7 protein-coding genes are annotated in these 18,859 nt (G+C 47.4%); 4 read left to right on the forward strand and 3 right to left on the reverse strand.

What is annotated here, in order from left to right:
• Positions 1-56: 56 nt before the first annotated feature.
• From CHA6605_RS13550 to CHA6605_RS13560, 3 genes are all read right to left on the reverse strand, one after another.
• Positions 57-1,460, reverse strand: coding sequence for an alpha/beta hydrolase family protein (locus tag CHA6605_RS13550; protein WP_015160008.1), 1,404 nt, complete (start codon positions 1,458-1,460; stop codon positions 57-59).
• A gap of 192 nt (positions 1,461-1,652) precedes the next feature.
• Positions 1,653-3,110, reverse strand: a complete 1,458-nt coding sequence (locus CHA6605_RS13555; RefSeq protein WP_015160009.1) for a sugar transferase — start codon at positions 3,108-3,110, stop codon at positions 1,653-1,655.
• 579 nt (positions 3,111-3,689) lie between these two features.
• On the reverse strand, positions 3,690-4,022 hold the full coding sequence (locus CHA6605_RS13560) for a hypothetical protein (protein WP_041548032.1): 333 nt from the start codon (positions 4,020-4,022) through the stop codon (positions 3,690-3,692).
• 20 nt (positions 4,023-4,042) lie between these two features.
• Between CHA6605_RS13560 and CHA6605_RS13565 the strand changes: the two genes are divergently transcribed.
• From CHA6605_RS13565 to CHA6605_RS13580, 4 genes are all read left to right on the forward strand, one after another.
• The gene (locus CHA6605_RS13565) at positions 4,043-11,953 is read left to right on the forward strand and encodes a type I polyketide synthase (RefSeq protein WP_015160010.1); all 7,911 of its coding nucleotides are present in this window, start codon (positions 4,043-4,045) and stop codon (positions 11,951-11,953) included.
• A 187-nt stretch (positions 11,954-12,140) separates the two neighbouring features.
• Positions 12,141-16,277, forward strand: a complete 4,137-nt coding sequence (locus CHA6605_RS13570) for a non-ribosomal peptide synthetase (protein ID WP_015160011.1) — start codon at positions 12,141-12,143, stop codon at positions 16,275-16,277.
• Positions 16,270-17,538, forward strand: coding sequence for an O-antigen ligase family protein (locus tag CHA6605_RS13575; protein WP_015160012.1), 1,269 nt, complete (start codon positions 16,270-16,272; stop codon positions 17,536-17,538). The genes CHA6605_RS13570 and CHA6605_RS13575 overlap by 8 nt, the downstream gene beginning before the upstream one ends.
• The gene (locus tag CHA6605_RS13580) at positions 17,538-18,845 is read left to right on the forward strand and encodes an oligosaccharide flippase family protein (protein WP_015160013.1); all 1,308 of its coding nucleotides are present in this window, start codon (positions 17,538-17,540) and stop codon (positions 18,843-18,845) included. The genes CHA6605_RS13575 and CHA6605_RS13580 overlap by 1 nt, the downstream gene beginning before the upstream one ends.
• The last annotated feature ends 14 nt before the right edge of the window (positions 18,846-18,859 follow it).

Raw genomic sequence — 18,859 nt, forward strand, 5'->3', positions numbered from 1 at the left:
CGACTAAAATAGTCGGGTATCTGAGCCAAATATCCCAATCTACCCCAGACAATAGGCTAGTTTGAGAAATGATTTTCAAAAATTGCTTCGGGAAAAGGACTGCCTGACTGTCGCTGCTGGGACTGTGTGGCTACGCCTACGAGTAATGGTGAATCTTTACCCTTTAATTGGCGATCGAAAAAGGCCACAGTATACGCATTAATTATCTTCATCGCTCGCTCTGGTGAGATTTTGCCACCGCCATTATCGATGTGCGATTTGAGTGGCGTATCTGAGAAATTGAAGTGAGCCGCATTTAATAAAGTCAGATTGTAACCACCATGCTGTTGAAACCATCGCTCTCGCTGCTCAAACCCCCACTCATCCGTAAGCTGAGATCGGCGTTTGCTGCCATCTGGAGATCTCAGCTCTGCGGCTGTCGGGCGCGGATAATCGGAATTCATAAACAAGAATGGTTGTGTGGCACCCTGTTTTGCTGCCGAGCCAAATAACAAGCCATCCATATTTATTCCAGCTTTGAGTCGCGAATCGACAGCGCAAGATTGAGCGGCAACTGCACCGCCAAAAGAATGTCCGAAGATGCCGATTTTAGCCAGATCCAGAGTGCGGCGAGGGGGGGTATCGCTCGCACCCCACTGTTGCAAACGAGCGTCAATCTGTGACACTCGATCGATTACAAAGCTCACATCTCTGGTTCTCAGCGCGATTTGCTCCTCAGCCACGCGCAGAAACTTCGCCATTGCCACATCTGAAGAGGTATAGTCGGCAGCAGGTAAGGTACTGTAAATGACTCTGCCATTAGGATAAATCGCCATCGGTACGGCGCAGGGATGTTCTAGCCCGATAACTACAAATCCATGACTGGCTAACTCTTGAGTCTGAAAGGTATTGTCCGTCTTATATCCACTCCAAGAGGGGCTATAAATCGCCACTGGATAAGGGGCATCCGCAGTCGCTAGCGGCGCATCGACAATGGCAGCGGTTTTAATCAGATTTAAATGACTGAACCTACCAGATGAGAATAACCGGGGATCTTGGAGATATGGTGCTTTAGTACCAGTCTTTTTACTGGCTGGATACCAGACACGCACGAATAATTCGCGATGAGAACGGGAAGTAGGATCGCATAGTTCCCTTCGGGAGGAATCGACAAGATCGATCGAAGTCGTACCGACAGGGTATTTCCCAGTAGGAACGGGTAAGGCAAACAGGGGATATAAATAAGTAAATCCAGCCGAAGCGATTACGCCCAGCACGCCCAATCCAGCGACAGTCGGAAACACTAGGTTCGATCGAATTTTTAGCTGCATTAGCAGCAAAGATGATATTAATACGACGAGACTAGAAATTAGTGCTGGTGAAAGTTGCCAGCGATAATTTCCGCCGATCGCATCTATCCCCAGCGAGACAAGTACTGCTATACAGAAGATAATTAAAACCCAATATTTAATTCTATTCATCTACCAAAAATTATCAAGATTTCTCGATCGCGACTGTTGCTACAACTATCCTAAGTTACAAGCTCAATCGACAGAGATCGATCGGTCACCAAAAATTTTAGCAAAATGAGATCGAACGTTTGAATTTATATATACAATTAATGCGATCGAGCTAGCTCGATCGCCTATCAACTATCAACTATCAACTATTAACTAATAAGATCCCTTCTTTAATAAAACCACATTAATGGTTTGTAGTAATATTTTTAAGTCTAGAGCCAAAGACCATTGCAGAATATAAACCATATCCCAATAAAAAATCTCATCAGAATCGCTGCTACTACGGCCTTTAACTTGCCACAAGCCAGTGATTCCAGGTAAGACTTCGTAACGCAGAAAACGGTTGCGAGAAAAATCTTGGATATCTTCTAGAGATCGCTCGTAGTCGCGGATTGGCAGGGGTCGGGGGCCGACTAAACTCATCTGACCTTGCAAAACGTTAATCAATTGCGGTAGCTCATCGAGGCTGTATTTACGCAGGAATTTACCAATTTTGGTGATCCGAGGATCTTCTTTAATTTTAAATAGCACGCCACCTTTGACTTCATTTTGAGCTTCTAGCTCCTTTTGCAGTTCGCTGGCATTTTCAACCATCGTCCGAAATTTCCATACCTTAAAGCGATTGCCTTTTAGGCCAACTCGATACTGACGATAAAAAATTGGCCCTGGGGAAGTTTTCACGATCGCGATCGCGATTGCCAACAATATTGGTGAAATGACGATCGAAATTACAGTCGAAGCAACCATGTCGAAGATTCGCTTCATCCAAAAATTAATGCCAAAAATCGGTAAAGATTTAAAGCGACTAGTTGGAATTTCTTCGATCATTTTAGTTTCAGCCGCTCGCTGTGGCAACTGAACTTCACTCGGAACCATTCGTAGATGAATTCCCGCAGATTTTAAACTCCAAAATAAAATAATTTGATTGTCGATCGAATCTGGGGTGCAAATAAAGACTTCACTAATTTGGCGCGAGCAAATATGATGAATGATTCGATCTAATTGAGTCTGCGTATCCCAGACAGCTAAGTCAATGACGCTATCGATTCTAAATTGTTGAGAGCGCTCGAGCAACTTGCGGACATTATCGATATCCTGTCGATCGCCAATTAAGACAACTGGATGCTGAAAAATTGGATTGCGCTTGCGAATCTGGAGGATAGTTAGGTCGAGTAAAAATCTGGCTGCACCAATAAACAGAAAATTGAGCAGCCATGCAATTAAAAAGACCGAGCGGGATACCCACAAACCTGGCTGATAGAAAAAAGCCGCAATTAAGACAATCAGTTGCGCTAGTGTGAGCGACTTGAGTAATTTTGCAAATCGATGCAGTTTGTCATCAGTACCATAAAATCCAGAAGCTGCTAACGTGCCGATGCTAATTGCCAAAATTGGAATCATCGAATCAGCAATATGTATCCCCACCACTGGGGTGCCAATCCGATCGGAAATCGTCCACGAGGCAAACAGCATTATCGTATCCAAACCGATTAAGACGACCGATTGCAGTACGATCGATAAATTTTGCCACCGAACGGCTAGGTTTGTCGCTCTAATATCTTCTGCTTGCAACGGATTTCCGATGATGCCAGATTTTTTGAGATCGGTCATACGATCGCTCCGAAAATTTAGGTTATGTAAGTTTAAATAAAAGTATCAGTGATCTAGATCACATTTTACAAGTGATATTTAGTTTGTGTTTTCTGTTTGCGAGTATTTCTATACATCACCTTGACAAATCAGGGGGTGATATCACTATTCGTTCAACTTTAATGTAGCTACAATATCTCAAAAAGTATATTACCTCTTTTCATTTGATGCAAGGATCTGGATTTACTTTAGAGCCGTCCTCCTCTAGGAAATTCAGTCATCTGGCTGTTGAAAATTACTCAATACTGAAGAAAAATTAGATACATACATTAGATTATAAGCGTATTATTAGCTATAAAATTAACTATCAATCTAGACAATCACATTTACTCGCAATCGCTCTATTTTTTAGAAATTAGAAGTTTTCGTGCTGTATAGTGAGATCTAAATTTAGGTTATATTTGAATAGGGAAAATGACTGCTTGTAAATATTGACACAACTTACATTCGGATGTATATCGCCATTATTACTAAAATAAATATCGCGATCGAGTATCAAATGTAGCCCGATACTTTACAGGTATTACCAGCTTGCCGAAGCTATTTTTTCGAGATTGGCAATCTTTTGAGTGTAGATCGGCTCTTGGCGCGATCGAGACCGAGCGAGCGGCTCTGACGAGCCAGCTCGAGGGCGCAACGGTCGAAGTTACGCTCAATTGCTGTTTTTAGGCGATCGACAAGCAAGAGCGCGAAGCAGTCGATCGGGAGATTGTAAAATGCCAAATTACGCTTAATTGCTGTTTTCGCTCGATGAACGGCAAACACAGAGGCTATAGTTGATGAACCATCATTGTCGCTCGGCGACAGAGGATAAGCTCGCAATCTCGATCGAGATCGAAGTTCTAACTTAACCAACCAAAATTGACAAATCATGACACGGATATCGGCAAGTTATGAATCAGCCTTTAGTTAACGCCAGTAGCGTCTCGATCGTTATTCCCGCCTACAATAGCAGCGCATTTCTGACTGCGGCAATCGAAAGTGTCTTGGCGCAAACCTATCGGGACGGCGAGATCGAGATTGTGGTCGTCGATGATGGTTCGACTGACGATACCAAAGCAGTGTGCGATCGCTATCCCACTGTCAAATATATTTACCAACGCAACCAAGGTTATCTGGTGGCACGGAATCAGGGGATCGATATCTCCACGGGTAGATATCTGATCTTTCTCGATAGCGATGACTACATCTTCCCTGACGCGATCGAAATTGGCATCAAGCAGTTGCAAGAGCGGCCTGAAGCTGGCTTTGTGTTTGGTAGGTATATATTTAAGGCAATTAATCCCGATGGCACCTATAGTACTCAAAAACTCTTTGCGGAGCCGCCGCCAACAGCTAGCTATGCCACTATTTTATCGGCCCAGCACAATATCCAATGTGCCACAGTCATCTTTCGGCGTGAGGCGGTTGAATCGGTGGGCGGGTTTGCACCAGGGCTTGAGGATCTGAATTTATGGCTGGGAATCGCCCGGACATGGCCGATTTACTTCCACGATCGAGCAGTCTCAGAATATCGATATCACGGTGACAATTTTTCCAGTAAGTCTGCCAAAATGCTGACTTCCACGTTGCAGACACTGGAGTTGGAATGGGACTACCTTCGACAAACTGGCGATCTAGAACTGACTGCTGCTTATCAGCAGGGACGAGCGGCTTGGATTAAATTTTATGGCGATCGATTGCTGTATGATGCGATTAGATCCGCACAGGCCAGCGACTCGATCTCGGCACGCGAAAATCTTCAGCTAGTCTTAACTTACGACCCACAGATCCAATGGGTCGATCGCGAAACTTATGATGTGGCGATCGATTTGCTGCCAATGCCACAACAACAGCAACTCATTGCCCACAGACAGCCGCAGCCCCAAAGCTATCCCCAAACTCAATGTTTGCATCAGTTATTTGAAGCACAAGTCGAACGCACACCTGACGCCATCGCTGTAGTTTGTGAAGATTCTCGTTCCGAGAGGCTTTGCCAACGGCACCTCACCTATCGGGAGTTGAACGATCGTGCTAATCAATTAGCAAGTCACCTCCAAACCCTAAATGTCCAGCCAGAAGTACTCGTGGGCATTAGTGTCGAGCGGTCTTTAGAGATGGCGATCGGGATCTTGGGGATTCTCAAAGCTGGCGGTGCCTATGTGCCACTCGATCCAGCCTATCCGCCAGAGCGGCTGGCTTACATGGTTGCCGACTCAGATATCTCCGTGCTAGTCGTAAGTAAAGATTTAGGGGCCGTATTTGCTGAATATGCTGGAACGCTAGTGTACTTGGATGCTATGGCACAGACGCAATTCGATCGAACTAACCCGACTAGTGCTGTTACGCCAGACAACCTCATCTACACAATTTACACATCGGGTTCGACCGGACAACCCAAAGGTGTGCCGATCTCTCATGCTAATGTCGGACGGCTATTTGCAGCCTCGCAGCATTGGTATGATTTTGACGAGCGAGATGTCTGGGTAATGTTTCATTCTTATGCTTTCGACGTTTCTGTATGGGAATTTTGGGGCGCATTAATTCATGGGGGACGATTAGTAATTGTGCCCTTTGGCGTGAGTCGATCGCCCCAAGAATTTTACGAGCTATTACATAAAGAGCGAGTGACGGTGTTATGCCAGACACCATCTGCCTTTCGACAGTTACAGCGGGTAGCGACTGGAGATGCAGCCACACTCAAACTCAGCTTACGGGCAGTGATTTTTGCTGGGGAGGCTCTAGATGTCCAGAGTTTGAAACCTTGGTTTGAACGCTATGGAGATCGAGTACCCCAGCTCGTGAATATGTATGGCCCCACCGAAACCACCGTTTATGCTACCTATCATCCCATTAGCCGTGCGGATCTCGATCTGCAAGAGTGTCGAGGTAGTGTCATTGGTCGTCCGATTCCCGATTTAAGATTACATATTCTCGATCGAGATCTCCAACCCGTACCGAGCGGGGTAGCTGGAGAGCTATACATCGGTGGTGCGGGAGTTGCCCGCGACGGTTATTTGCGTCGCCCAGAACTCAACGCCCAGAGGTTTATTCCCAATCCCTTTGACGAACCAAGCGCGCCAGTTTTATATAAAACTGGCGACTTAGCTAGTTATTTACCAAATGGAGATATTGAGTATCTAGGGCGAATGGATCGTCAAGTTAAACTCCGGGGGTTTCGGATCGAGTTGGGCGAAATTGAAGCAACAATCGCCAAGAATTTGGCCGTACAAGAAGCGGTCGTTATTATCAGAGAAGATGAACCAGGAGATCCACGGCTGGTGGCTTATCTGATTCTGACCACTCCTGCATCGATAACAATTAGCGAATTACGAGACTCTCTCAGGCAGCAATTACCCAATTATATGGTGCCCTCAGCTTTTGTGTGCTTAGAGGCAATGCCCTTGACTCCCAATGGCAAGTTAGATCGTGAGGCTCTACCAGCAGCAGATCGGACTAGTTTTGGCTTGGCAGACAGCTTTGTCGCTGCGGGGACATCGACAGAGGCAATATTGACCGGAATTTGGCAAGAAATTCTCAGACTCGAACATGTAGGCATTGAGGATAATTTTTTCGATATCGGTGGAAATTCCCTGTTGGGAGTAAAGGCGATCGAGCAGATTCAAGAGCGATTCCAGGTTAAAGTTCCGGTAGTGAGGCTGTATCAGTATTTCAATATTCGGTTGATGGCTGAATATCTGGCCACCATAGTCGATCGACAGCCGCCAGCAGCAGTTACGGCAAACATTTCCACTACAGTAAGTCAGCCACAACGGCAGGTGAAGACTACTGATGTGGCGGTAATTGGGATGGTGGGCAGATTTCCAGGTGCCAATAGCATCGAGGAATTGTGGGCGAATCTGCGTGCGGGAACTGAGTCGATGACCTGGTTTGATGAAGCGGACATCGATCCGAGTATCGATCCTGACAAGATTGCCAGTCCGAATTACATCCGCGCCAAAGGCATACTGGCTGGAGCCGAATTATTCGATGCTAACTTCTTTGGCATCAACGATCGAGAAGCCCAAATGATGGATCCGCAGACGCGAATCTTTCTGGAACTAGCGGCTGAAGCCTTGGAAAATGTAGGGTATCTGGCAGTTGATGGGAATAAGATTGGCGTATATGCGGGTGCGGCTGATAACACTTATTTTGAAAAGCATTTAAGTTGCCAGCCAGAAATTCTCGATCGATTTGGTGAATTCCAAACCCATCTAGTCAACGATCGCGATTATCTGACCACGCGAGCTTCGTATGAGTTAAATCTCCAAGGCCCCAGTATCAATATTAGTACGGCCTGCTCGACCTCGTTGGTAGCAATTATTCAAGCTTATCAGGGGTTGTTAAACGGTCAGTGCGATCTGGCTTTGGCTGGCGGGGTGGCGATTACTACACCCCAAAATCAAGGCTATTTACATCAAGAAGGTAGCATTTTTACGCCCGACGGCCATTGTCGTCCGTTCGATGCCAATGCTCAGGGCACATTGTTTAATAACGGGGCGGGAATTGTCGTCCTCAAACGCTTGGATGAGGCGATTGCCGATGGCGATCGAATTTATACCGTCATTAAAGGTGTGGGCATGAATAACGATGGTGCTGATAAGGTGAGTTTTATGGCACCCAGCATCAGCGGTCAGATGGGAGCCATTCTCCAAGCCCAACAAGCCGCAGAAGTCCACCCAGAGACGATTTCTTATATAGAAGCACACGGTACGGCAACGGCTCTAGGCGATCCGATCGAAGTTGAAGCCCTCACTCAGGCATTTCGGACGCAAACAGCAGCCACTCAATTTTGTGGGATCGGTTCGATCAAAGGTAATTTGGGACACCTCACCGCCGCCGCTGGCGTTGCCGGATTTATCAAAACCGCCTTGGCACTCTACCATCGCCAACTCCCGCCCAGCATTAATTACGACAGGCCAAATCCGCACATCAATTTTGCCAATAGTCCCTTTTATGTCAACGACAAGCTAGTTGACTGGCCTTCTAGTGGCAATACGCCGCGTCGCGCGGGGGTCAGTTCCTTTGGCGGTGGGGGTACCAATGCTCACGTCGTCCTCGAAGAACCGCCTCAAACTGCCACTTCTAGCCCTTCTCGTCCGTATCAGTTACTCTTACTCTCCGCCAAAACCGAAACCGCACTAGAGCTTGCCGCTAGCAATCTCCAGCAACATTTAGATCGACATCCCAATCTCAACTTAGCCGATGTTGCTTTTACCCTCCAACAAGGGCGCAAAACTTACGCTCATCGACGGTTTATCGTCTGCCAGACTGGCGCAGATGAGGTTGCTAGATTCAAGTATGAAAAGCTAGAGATGGGAGCGGGGGGAGGAAATACAAAAACAGAAGACCATACATCAGATCGGCAACGCCGCGCAGAGCTAGCAACTTCGTCGCCAGCAACAGCGACTCGCCATAGTCCCCGCCACACCCCCCAAGTGGTATTTCTATTTCCAGGACAAGGCGCGCAATCTGTAAACATGGGCGCGAATTTGTACGATTGCGAACCAGTATTTAGGCAAGCGATCGATACTTGTGCGGAAATTTTACAGCCAATTTTGGGTCTGGATCTGTGTCAAATCTTGTATCCACAAGCGGAACAGTTAGCGGCGAGTACTCAATTGTTAGGTCAAACTCGCTACACTCAACCAGCATTATTCGCGATCGAATACGCATTGGCGCAACTGTGGCAGAGTTGGGGAGTTAAGCCAGCAGCCGCGATCGGGCATAGTATCGGCGAATTTGTCGCGGCTTGCTTGGCTGGCGTCTTTTCCCTTGCCGACGCGCTCGAACTCGTGGCGATGCGGGGTAAATTGATGTGGGATTTACCCACCGGATCGATGCTCTCGGTGCGCTTGCCCGCTGCCGAAATCGAGCCGCGACTGCCAGCAGAAATCGCGATTTCTGCCATTAATGGCCCTAATCTCTGTGTCGTTTCCGGCTCTACGCCAGCGATCGAGCGGTTGCAGCAAGAACTGGAAGCGCAAGAAATAGTTTGTAAACTCTTACACACTTCTCATGCCTTTCATTCGCCGATGATGGACTCGATCGTCGCACCCTTTGCCAAGCTGGTAGCCGCAATCCCACTGTCGCCGCCGCAAATGCCTTTTGTCTCGTGCGTTAGTGGCGACTGGATAACTGCCGAGCAAGCGATCGATCCGCATTATTGGGCAAATCACCTGCGCCAACCCGTTCGCTTTGCTGAGGGCGTCCGCACCTTGTGGCAACAACAGCCCAATTATGTTTTATTGGAAGTCGGGCCGCGCCAAACGTTGACGGTGCTAGCCAGACAGCAGATAACAGATCGCCAACACCAAATCGCGCTGGCATCCCTCGGCAATACATCCACAGATTGCGCCGATTGGCAAGATCTCCTCATCGCGATCGGTCAACTGTGGTTGGCTGGAGTCGAGATCGATTGGCAGCAATTCTATCGCAATGAAACCAGACATAGGGTACCATTGCCAACCTATCCATTCGATCGCCAGAAATACTGGATCGATCCACCGTCGCGCGCCCAAACTTTCGCTCCACCAGTTAGCACCACTCCTATTCCACTCGCACCTTATCTCGCCCCAGCCCCTATGTCGTTAGTGCCATCGCTCGCCTCCATGACCGAACCGCGCGCAGTCAGATTAATCCCCTCGATCGCTGAAGTCTTCAAAGATACAGCAGGAGTAGAAATCGGTACGCACGAACGGCAGGCGACATTCTTAGAGCTAGGTTTGGATTCGCTGTCCTTAACTCAGGTGGCTCTAAGCCTCAAGAAAAAATTCCAAGTTAAAGTCACCTTTCGGCAACTATTAGAAGACTGCTCGACGCTGGCGACCCTCGCCGACTCGATCGATCTCCAGTTGCCCCCAGATGCCTTTCCAGCACCAGTTAGTGTCGCTCATACTCCCGACCTAGTGCCAACAGTTTCCGTCGCGCCTAGCCCGATCTTACCTGCCCCTACACCTACACATGCGGTCGCCTTTACACCCGCGACGACCATCGTCGCCCCATTGAATGCGACTGCCGACTCCAGCTCATCGGCGATCGCCGCAGTGGTACAGCAGCAACTCCAAATTATGGCACGGCAGTTAGAATTGCTGGGTGGCAATGCAGCGACTTCAACGTTGCAAGTCTCTACACCAGTAGCTCCTAGCGAGATCGTCCCAGCGACACCAGCACCAAGTAATGGGAATGGCAATGGCAATGGCACGAGTAATAACGGTAAATCGCCATTGCCGACGCCTGCGATCGCGACACCAGCCGCCGCTGGCCCATCGCCGGGTGCGAAAATTAGTAAAACGATCGATACTAGCCTCTCGCCACAGCAACAAACCGCACTAGCCACAATTATCGATCGCTATGTCGCCAAAACTAAAGTATCTAAGCAGCAAGCCCAAGAACATCGCCGTTATCTAGCCGATCCGCGCACCGTGTCTGGGTTTACGCCCTTACTCAAAGAAATGGTTTATCCGATCGTCACCGATCGCGCCCAAGGTTCGCGCTTATGGGATGAAGATGGCAACGAATACATCGATCTGACGAACGGCTTTGGGCTAAATTTCTTCGGTTGGTCGCCAGATTTCATCACAAATGCCATCAAAGCACAGCTCGACAAAGGCATGGCGATCGGCCCGCAAACGCCACTAGCCGGAAAAGCCGCCAAAAAGATCGCCCGATTGACCGGAATGGAACGAGTTGCTTTTTGCAATACAGGTTCCGAAGCCGTCATGGCAGCACTGCGAATCGCCCGCACGGTGACGGGCAAAGATCTCGTCGCGATCTTCTCCGGCTCCTATCATGGCACATTCGATGAAGTTTTATTCCGCGCTGGACCCAATCTCAAAACCTTCCCCTCTGCACCTGGGGTGATGGCTTCGGCATTAGAAAATATCTTAGTTTTAGATTACGACAGCCCCAAATCCCTACAAATCATCGCCGAATATGCCGATCGATTGGCAGCGGTAGTTGTCGAACCCGTCCAAAGTCGCCATCCCCACATCCAACCCCACGCCTTTCTCCACGAGCTGCGATCGCTGACAGCACGATCGGAAATCGCTTTAATTATCGACGAAGTAATTACCGGATTTCGCGTCGCTCCTGGCGGTGCTCAAGAGCACTTTGGCGTTAAAGCTGACATCGCCACCTATGGTAAAGTCGTCGGCGGCGGAATGCCGATCGGGATTTTAACTGGTACTTCCAAGTATATGGATGCCTTAGATGGTGGTTTCTGGCAATTTGGCGATCGATCGATTCCCGAAACTGGCGTTACCTTCTTTGCGGGTACCTTCGTCCGTCATCCCCTCGCCTTAGCCGCCGTCGAAGCCACTTTACAGCAACTCGAAGCAGGTGGTGCCGAACTTCAGCAATCTTTAAATACTAAAACTCAACAAATAGTCGATCGACTCACCGCACATTTTGAATTAGTTGGCGCACAGATTAAAATCGAGCACTTTAGTTCTTGGTTCTATCTCATCTTCGACGCGACCGAAAATTATGGCGGGTTGCTATTTTATCTATTACGCGAACGAGGGATTCATATCTGGGAAAATCGGCCTTGCTTTTTGACACTCGCCCATAGCGACGCAGATATCGAAACGATAATTTGGGCATTCCAAATATGTATCGCCGAACTTCAATCGTTAGGATTTTTATCTAGTTCCGATCGGGCGATCGCTATTAACAGCAATTTACCACCCCAACCTGGTGCAAAACTGGGCAAAGACCGCGACGGAAATCCAGCTTGGTTTGTTACAGATCCCCAGCGAAATGGTGAATATTTACAGATCGGGACAGCGTTAAAAGGGGTAATGGGTAATAGAATCGAACGATGATAATATTTAAACCAAAAGATTGGGTGAGTCGATTACCTTCTTGCTCTCCCGATCTCTTTCTCTGCGCCCTTTGCATTTCTGCGGTTAACAAACTCTTTAGCGATCGATAATTAAGCTTGAAATAATTCAAAATCCCAATAATTTTTTTAAGAAGTTTACATCTATCTTTAATTTAAAATAGTTATTTATGATGGATTGTCTCTCCGAACGCGCCGCTGAAATCAAAATTACTCCAGCTTCCGATCTTGAATTATTGTTCGCAGTATTGCCGCCAAATTTAGTCGTAAATTCCGCTACTGATTCTAAGTTATTAGCAATTGATTTCGATCCATTTGCCGATGGCGAACTATTGCTGACGGCACCAGCTACCGAATCTCAAAAAGAAATTTGGCTGGGCGTCCAATTGAGCAAAGAAGCCAATTTGGCCTGTATGTTATCTCAATCCTTGCGATTGGCAGGGCGGCTGAATCTCGATGCTCTACAAGGGGCGATCGAACAATTAGCCAACCGCCACGAATCATTGAGGACGACTTTTAGTAGCGATGGGATGACGATTTCGATCGCCAAAGTCATCAAGTTTCAATCGCCGATTATCGATCTCAGCGATTTAACTGAAAGCGCAAGAGGACTAGAGATCGATCGCCAGCAACAGCTAGCAGTAAGCGAACCATTCGATCTGCGACACGGCCCATTATTTCGCACGACAATTCTTAAATTGACCGATCGCGAGCATATATTAATTTTTACCATTCATCACATTGTTTGCGATGGCTGGTCGATGGGAGTTATTGCCGCAGATTTAGCTAAATTTTATACTGCTCTCAATCGTGGGATCGAGCCAGCGATCGGGCAAGCGGAGTATTTTAGCGACTATGCTTTTGCCGAACGGGACGATCTTGGCTCTCCAGAATCACTCGAAACCGCAGCATATTGGCTCGATCGATTTGCAGATTTACCGCCGATTTTAGATCTACCGACAGATTATCCCCGTCCGCCACTGCGAACATTTAATTCTAGTTGCGAACATCATACTTTATCAGCCAGTTTAGTCGATCGGCTCGAAAAATTAGGCGTCCAAAATAGGTGTAGCTTGATGACTACTCTCCTAGCAGCATATGAAATATTTTTATTTAAGCTAACCGGGCAAACAGATTTGACAGTAGGCATACCGACATCCGGTCAAATTGCTGCGGGGAAATACAATTTAGTCGGGCATTGCGTTAATTTTTTACCATTGCGGAGTCGGATCGCTCCCGAAAGTAATTTTAGTACGTATCTGCGATCGCGAAATACTGAAATTCTTGACGATTACGAGCGTCAAAATTTTACCTTTGGCAGTTTATTACAAAAACTCCCCATCCCCCGCGATGCCAGTCGCATTCCGTTAGTTTCGGCGGTGTTTAATATCGACCTCAATCCAGAAGACGATCGCGATGCGTTCGATGGATTGAGTAGAGAGATTAGTTTCAATCGTGGCTCATTTGCCACCTTTGAGTTTTTCCTGAATGCGGTCACCACTCCTCAAGGTCATGTCAAGCTGGAATGTCAATATAATACTCATTTATTTAGTGCGGCAACTATTCAGAATCGGCTACAAGAATTTGAAAATCTGCTCGCACAGATTGTCGCCGATGCTGAACGACCCCTGCGCCAATTATCGCTGCTGAGTGCGGCGCAAACCCATCGATTATTAGTCGAATGGAATCAAACCGAGACTAATTATCCCCACGATCGATCTATTCATGAGTTATTCGAGCAGCAGGTGGCGATCGCTGGCGATGCTGTGGCTCTAGTATTCGAGGCGCAACAACTCACCTATCGTCAGTTAAACGAGCGTGCCAATCAGTTAGCTAATTACTTAATCGCCAGTGGCGTCAAATCGGGCGAACTAGTGGGGATCGCCCTCGATCGCTCGATCGAGACGATCGTGGGAATTTTGGGCATTCTCAAGGCGGGTGGCGCGTATCTACCACTCGATTTGAGCTATCCCGCCGAACGGCTGGCATTTATGTTAGCAGATGCCAATGTATCAGTATTGCTGACCAAACAAACCTCAATAGATCGATTGCCACCTCACTCAGCGCGGATAGTTTATGTGGATACTGACTGGGATAAGATTGCCACGGCTAGCGGTGCTAACCCTCAGCAGTCGGTACGCGCAAGCGATGTGGCGCAGGTGATGTATACCTCTGGATCGACGGGTCGGCCTAAAGGTGTGCTGATGCCACATCGCGGTGTCGTCCGCCTAGTTAAGGAGACAAATTATCTCGATTTTAGTCCCGCCCAAGTCTGGCTGCAACTAGCACCGATCTCCTTTGATGCTTCTAGCTTCGAGATTTGGGGTAGCTTGCTCAATGGTGCCAAACTCGTCTTATTTCCGGGTGAGAAGCCCACTCTGGGCGAATTGGGGCAAATTATCGCTCGACATCAAATTACCACCTTGTGGCTGACGGCAGGGCTGTTTCATGTGATGGTAGACGAACGAATCGAAGATCTGCGACCGCTGCGCCAATTGATTGCTGGCGGTGACGTGTTGTCTGTCCCCCACGTCCAAAAAGTGCTGTCAATGCTGCCAAATTGCCAGTTAATTAACGGTTACGGGCCGACTGAGAACACAACATTTACCTGCTGTCATCGGGTTACTAGTCTAGCTCGGTTCAATTCCATTCCGATCGGGCGACCGATCGCCAATACTCAAGTTTATATTCTCGATCTCGATCGTCAACCAGTCCCGATCGGCGTTCCTGGCGAACTATATATCGGTGGCGATGGCTTGGCACAGGGCTATCTGAATCGACCCGATTTAACTGCCGAGAAGTTTATTACCAATCCGTTTGCTGGAGCGGGAAAACTCTATCGGACGGGCGATTTAGTCCGGTACTTGCCAGATGGTGAGATAGAATTTTTGGGACGCATCGACAATCAAGTCAAAATCAGAGGCTTTCGGATCGAACTGGGCGAAATTGATGCCGTACTCAGCCAGCACCCCCAGGTGCGGGAAGTCAGAGTTATCGATCGTGAAGATCGACCGGGTGATAAACGTTTGGTTGCCTATATCGTTACCCACAGAGCGCAACCGCCTACCGAAGACTGGCGATCTTTTCTGCTCTTTAGACTGCCAGAGTACCTAGTGCCATCGGCATTTGTCACGGTCGATGCGCTACCATTAACAGCTAATGGCAAAGTCGATCGTCGCGCCTTACCAACGCCAGATGACGATCTCCAGGTTTCCACCGAGGAGCGAGTTGTGCCTCGCGACGAGATCGAACGGCAATTAGCCGAAATTTGGGAACGGGTTTTAGACGTGCGGGAGATCGGGATTAGAGATAACTTCTTTGAACTAGGCGGTCACTCATTGATGGCGGTGCGATTGTTTGCCGAAGTCGAAAAGATGTGGGGACAAAATTTACCGTTAGCGACTCTGTTCCAAGCCCAGACGATCGAATTACTCGCCAAAGTATTGCGCCAAAAAGAATGGGTCGCACCCTGGTCGTCATTAGTCGCGATTGAGCCGAGCGGTTCCAAAACACCGATCTTCTGTTTTCATCCGATCGGCGGTAACGTGATGGAGTATTACCCCCTCGCTGAATATTTAGGCAAAGATCGCCCGATTTATGGGTTGCAATGTCAAGGGTTGGATGGCAAACAACCGTTATTAAATAGTATCGAGGAGATGGCCAGCCACTATCTCCAAGAGATCTTAACCGTTCAGCCACACGGGCCTTATTTACTGATCGGTTACTCTTTTGGTGGCTTGTTGGTATATGAGGCCGCACAGCAATTAACTAAATTGGGTAAAAAAGTAGATTTACTCGCGATCGTAGATTGTAACGCTCCCCATCTGCCCCGCGTCCGACCCTCCTTCCTAAAATCTATTCAGATTCATTTAAGTTATTTATGGAAATTAAACCTTTGCGAAAAAATTCAATATATCAAAGATCGCATAGACTATCGCTTTAATAACGTCGATTATCGCGAATTCTTACTGAGATCTTTCCCTGAAAACGTATCGCCTTCAACCGAACTGCTCCAGCTAATCGATAATAATTTTAATGTGGATCGAGCGTATATCGCTCGACCTTATCACGGCGACCTGACTTTATTTAGGTGTGAGATGCAGATTCTAGATTATTATCTGTCCCCAGATTTAGGATGGGGCGATCTGGTAAGCGGCGACTTAGCTGTTTACAATGTGGCTGGCTCTCACTATAGTATTTTGAGAGAGCCGATCGTCAGATCTGTCGCCGAAAAGATCGAAGCTTGCTTGCGTAAATTACCGACGAGTGTTACCGAACAAGGTAATAACTTACACGTTTATGAGTAAATATCTGGGGACTGCCGAACGATGGTTTGTGATTTTATCGCTGATATTTTATTCATCGGGGCCGCTACCGCTCATTCTTTCGGGCGGAGCCGGACAAGGCATCGATGAAGAATCTACGGCTGTAGTCGATTACACTTTACAACAAAGTTTCTTCTTTGTTAACTATCTGATTTCTTTAGTATTATTAACTCTGCGCTGGAAAAAAGCAATTTTTACTTTGAGTAAAGATCGGACGATCTGGTTGCTGATGTTGCTGGCGGTCGTTTCGGTAATGTGGTCTTTTAGTCCGCAGCTAACTCGACCTCGAAGTATCGCGCTAGTCGGTACTAGCTTGTTTGGATTGTATATTGCTTCGCGATTTTCAATTCGAGAGCAACTGAAGTTGTTGGGATGGAGTTGCGGCTTAATTGTGATTTTGAGCTTCTTATTTGCCATTATCATTCCTTACTATGGAACGATGGCAGTGGGCATTCATACGGGAGCTTGGCGTGGTATTTACGTTCACAAAAATGTGTTAGGTAAAATCATGGGACTCAGCGGCATCGTTTTTGTACTTTTAGCGATGGATGCCAAAGCGAAACGGTGGTTTCCTTGGCTGGGACTAGGATTGTCATTCGCGCTACTATTACTCTCCAAATCTTCATCAGCAACGATTAATTTTCTAACCGCAATCGGCTCTCTCGCCATTTACAGCACTTTTCGCTGGCGGTTTCATTTAATGGTTCCAGCTATCATTGCAATCTCGATCTTGGGTGGAGGGCTATCCTGGTGGTTGAATCAAAATTCGGCACTTTTATTGGGATCGATCGGCAAAGATCCTACCCTCACTGGGAGGACGGAAATGTGGCCGCATATCATGGAAATGATTTGGAAACAACCGTGGCTGGGGTATGGATATAGCGCGTTTTGGAATGATTGGGATAGCCCAGGAGCTTATGTGTGGTATGCCTCTAGGTGGACGCCACCCAACTCTCACAATGGATTTTTGGATCTGTGGTTGGATTTTGGCCTGGTGGGTGTCATTGTATTCGCGATCGGATTTTTTCAAACATTACTTAAAAGCTTAAATGTGGTGCGAGTCGATAAATATTGGGCGAGTTTTTGGGGATTAGTATATTTAACATATCTAATTTTGGGAAATATCACCGAAAGCGCGCTGATCGCCCGCAATGATATCTTTTGGCTGCTTTATATCACCATCTCATTCTCACTAGCAATCGATAGCTCATCAACAGACAAAATGTCTATTCAGAATTTATAATGCGGCAGTTACAGCAGATTAAAAATTATATCAATCGCATCATGCAACAGCCGCTAGTTCGGGGTACTGTATGGCTGCTGATCGGTCGTGGCATGAGTTTAGTCTTACAAGCTGCTTACTTTGTAACGATCGCGCGCACCTTAGGAGTAGCCAAATATGGTGAATTTGTCACCATTACCGCACTAATGGCGATCGTCTCACCCTTTGTCGGCATGGGGATTGAAATTTTGCTGCTCAAGAATGTCGCCAAAAATCGCACTTTATTCGCTGCTTACTGGGGCAACTCGCTGGTAATTACGGCGGTAACGGGAGTGGGATTCATTCTGTTATTGATGCTGCTAGCTCCCTCACTATTGGCGCACTCGATCTCGCTGCTGGCGATCTTATTAGTAGCTGTGAGCGATTTGATTTTCGGCAGTATTACAAATATTGCAGGTCGATCGTTTCAAGCTATCGATCGGTTGAATATCTCCGCTCAAATCGGTATTTTTTTAATGTTTACCAAAGTACTAGCCGCGATCGCGCTGCTCGAGTATTTTCCCAATCCGACAGGTTTAGAGTGGGTGTGGTTGTATTCTGCTAGTAGTGTGCTGTCGGCACTATTTGCTGTCATCCAGGTTCAGCGATACTTGGGATCGCCAACCTTGGAGTTGAGTCGCCTTAAATCCGAACTAGGCGAAGGTTTATCTTTTTCGATCAGTAATTCTGCCACTACCATTTACAGCGATATTGACAAAACCATGCTGGGGAAACTATCGACGCTGGCAGCTACGGGGATCTACGCCGCTGCTTATCGGTTGATCGATGTGGCTTTTATCCCAGTTATTTCGATTTGTGGTGCTGCTTATGCCGATTTTTTTCGCAAAGGCAAAGATGGCATTGGTGCGGCGTTAGCTTTTGCCAAACCATTAGTGGCAATTAGTGGCTCTTATAGCCTGCTAGCAGGGCTGGGAATGCTCTTACTTTCGCCTCTGGTGCCGATTGTCTTGGGGGCTGAATATATTCCAGTGGTAGAGGCATTGCGCTGGTTATCGCCAATTCCGCTGTTTAGAGCCATGCAACATTTGGGTGGCGATATCCTCAGTGGTTCTGGCTTCCAAACTTGGCGCAGTGGCGTAGAAACCAGTATCGCTGGATTGAATATCGCGCTCAATTTGTGGTTGATTCCGCTGTATTCGTGGCACGGAGCGGCGTGGGCGAGTTTGGTTTCAGATGGATTGCTGATGATTTTGTTTTGGCTGTCAGTAGCGTTCTTTTATTGGAAACAAAAGTCTCAACCTTTTGAAGGACGTTCGGACAAACTGTAAAGATCGCTCTGACC

It is taken from the genome of Chamaesiphon minutus PCC 6605, from assembly GCF_000317145.1.
GTDB classification, from domain to species: domain Bacteria; phylum Cyanobacteriota; class Cyanobacteriia; order Cyanobacteriales; family Chamaesiphonaceae; genus Chamaesiphon; species Chamaesiphon minutus.

Excerpts from the sequence above, each read along its gene's own strand:
- CHA6605_RS13550 (WP_015160008.1), bottom strand. The coding sequence starts at position 1,460 with ATGAATAGAATTAAATATTGGGTTTTAATTATCTTCTGTATAGCAGTA.
- CHA6605_RS13555 (WP_015160009.1), bottom strand. The coding sequence starts at position 3,110 with ATGACCGATCTCAAAAAATCTGGCATCATCGGAAATCCGTTGCAAGCA.
- CHA6605_RS13560 (WP_041548032.1), bottom strand. The coding sequence starts at position 4,022 with ATGATTTGTCAATTTTGGTTGGTTAAGTTAGAACTTCGATCTCGATCG.
- CHA6605_RS13565 (WP_015160010.1), top strand. The coding sequence starts at position 4,043 with ATGAATCAGCCTTTAGTTAACGCCAGTAGCGTCTCGATCGTTATTCCC.
- CHA6605_RS13570 (WP_015160011.1), top strand. The coding sequence starts at position 12,141 with ATGATGGATTGTCTCTCCGAACGCGCCGCTGAAATCAAAATTACTCCA.
- CHA6605_RS13575 (WP_015160012.1), top strand. The coding sequence starts at position 16,270 with ATGAGTAAATATCTGGGGACTGCCGAACGATGGTTTGTGATTTTATCG.
- CHA6605_RS13580 (WP_015160013.1), top strand. The coding sequence starts at position 17,538 with ATGCGGCAGTTACAGCAGATTAAAAATTATATCAATCGCATCATGCAA.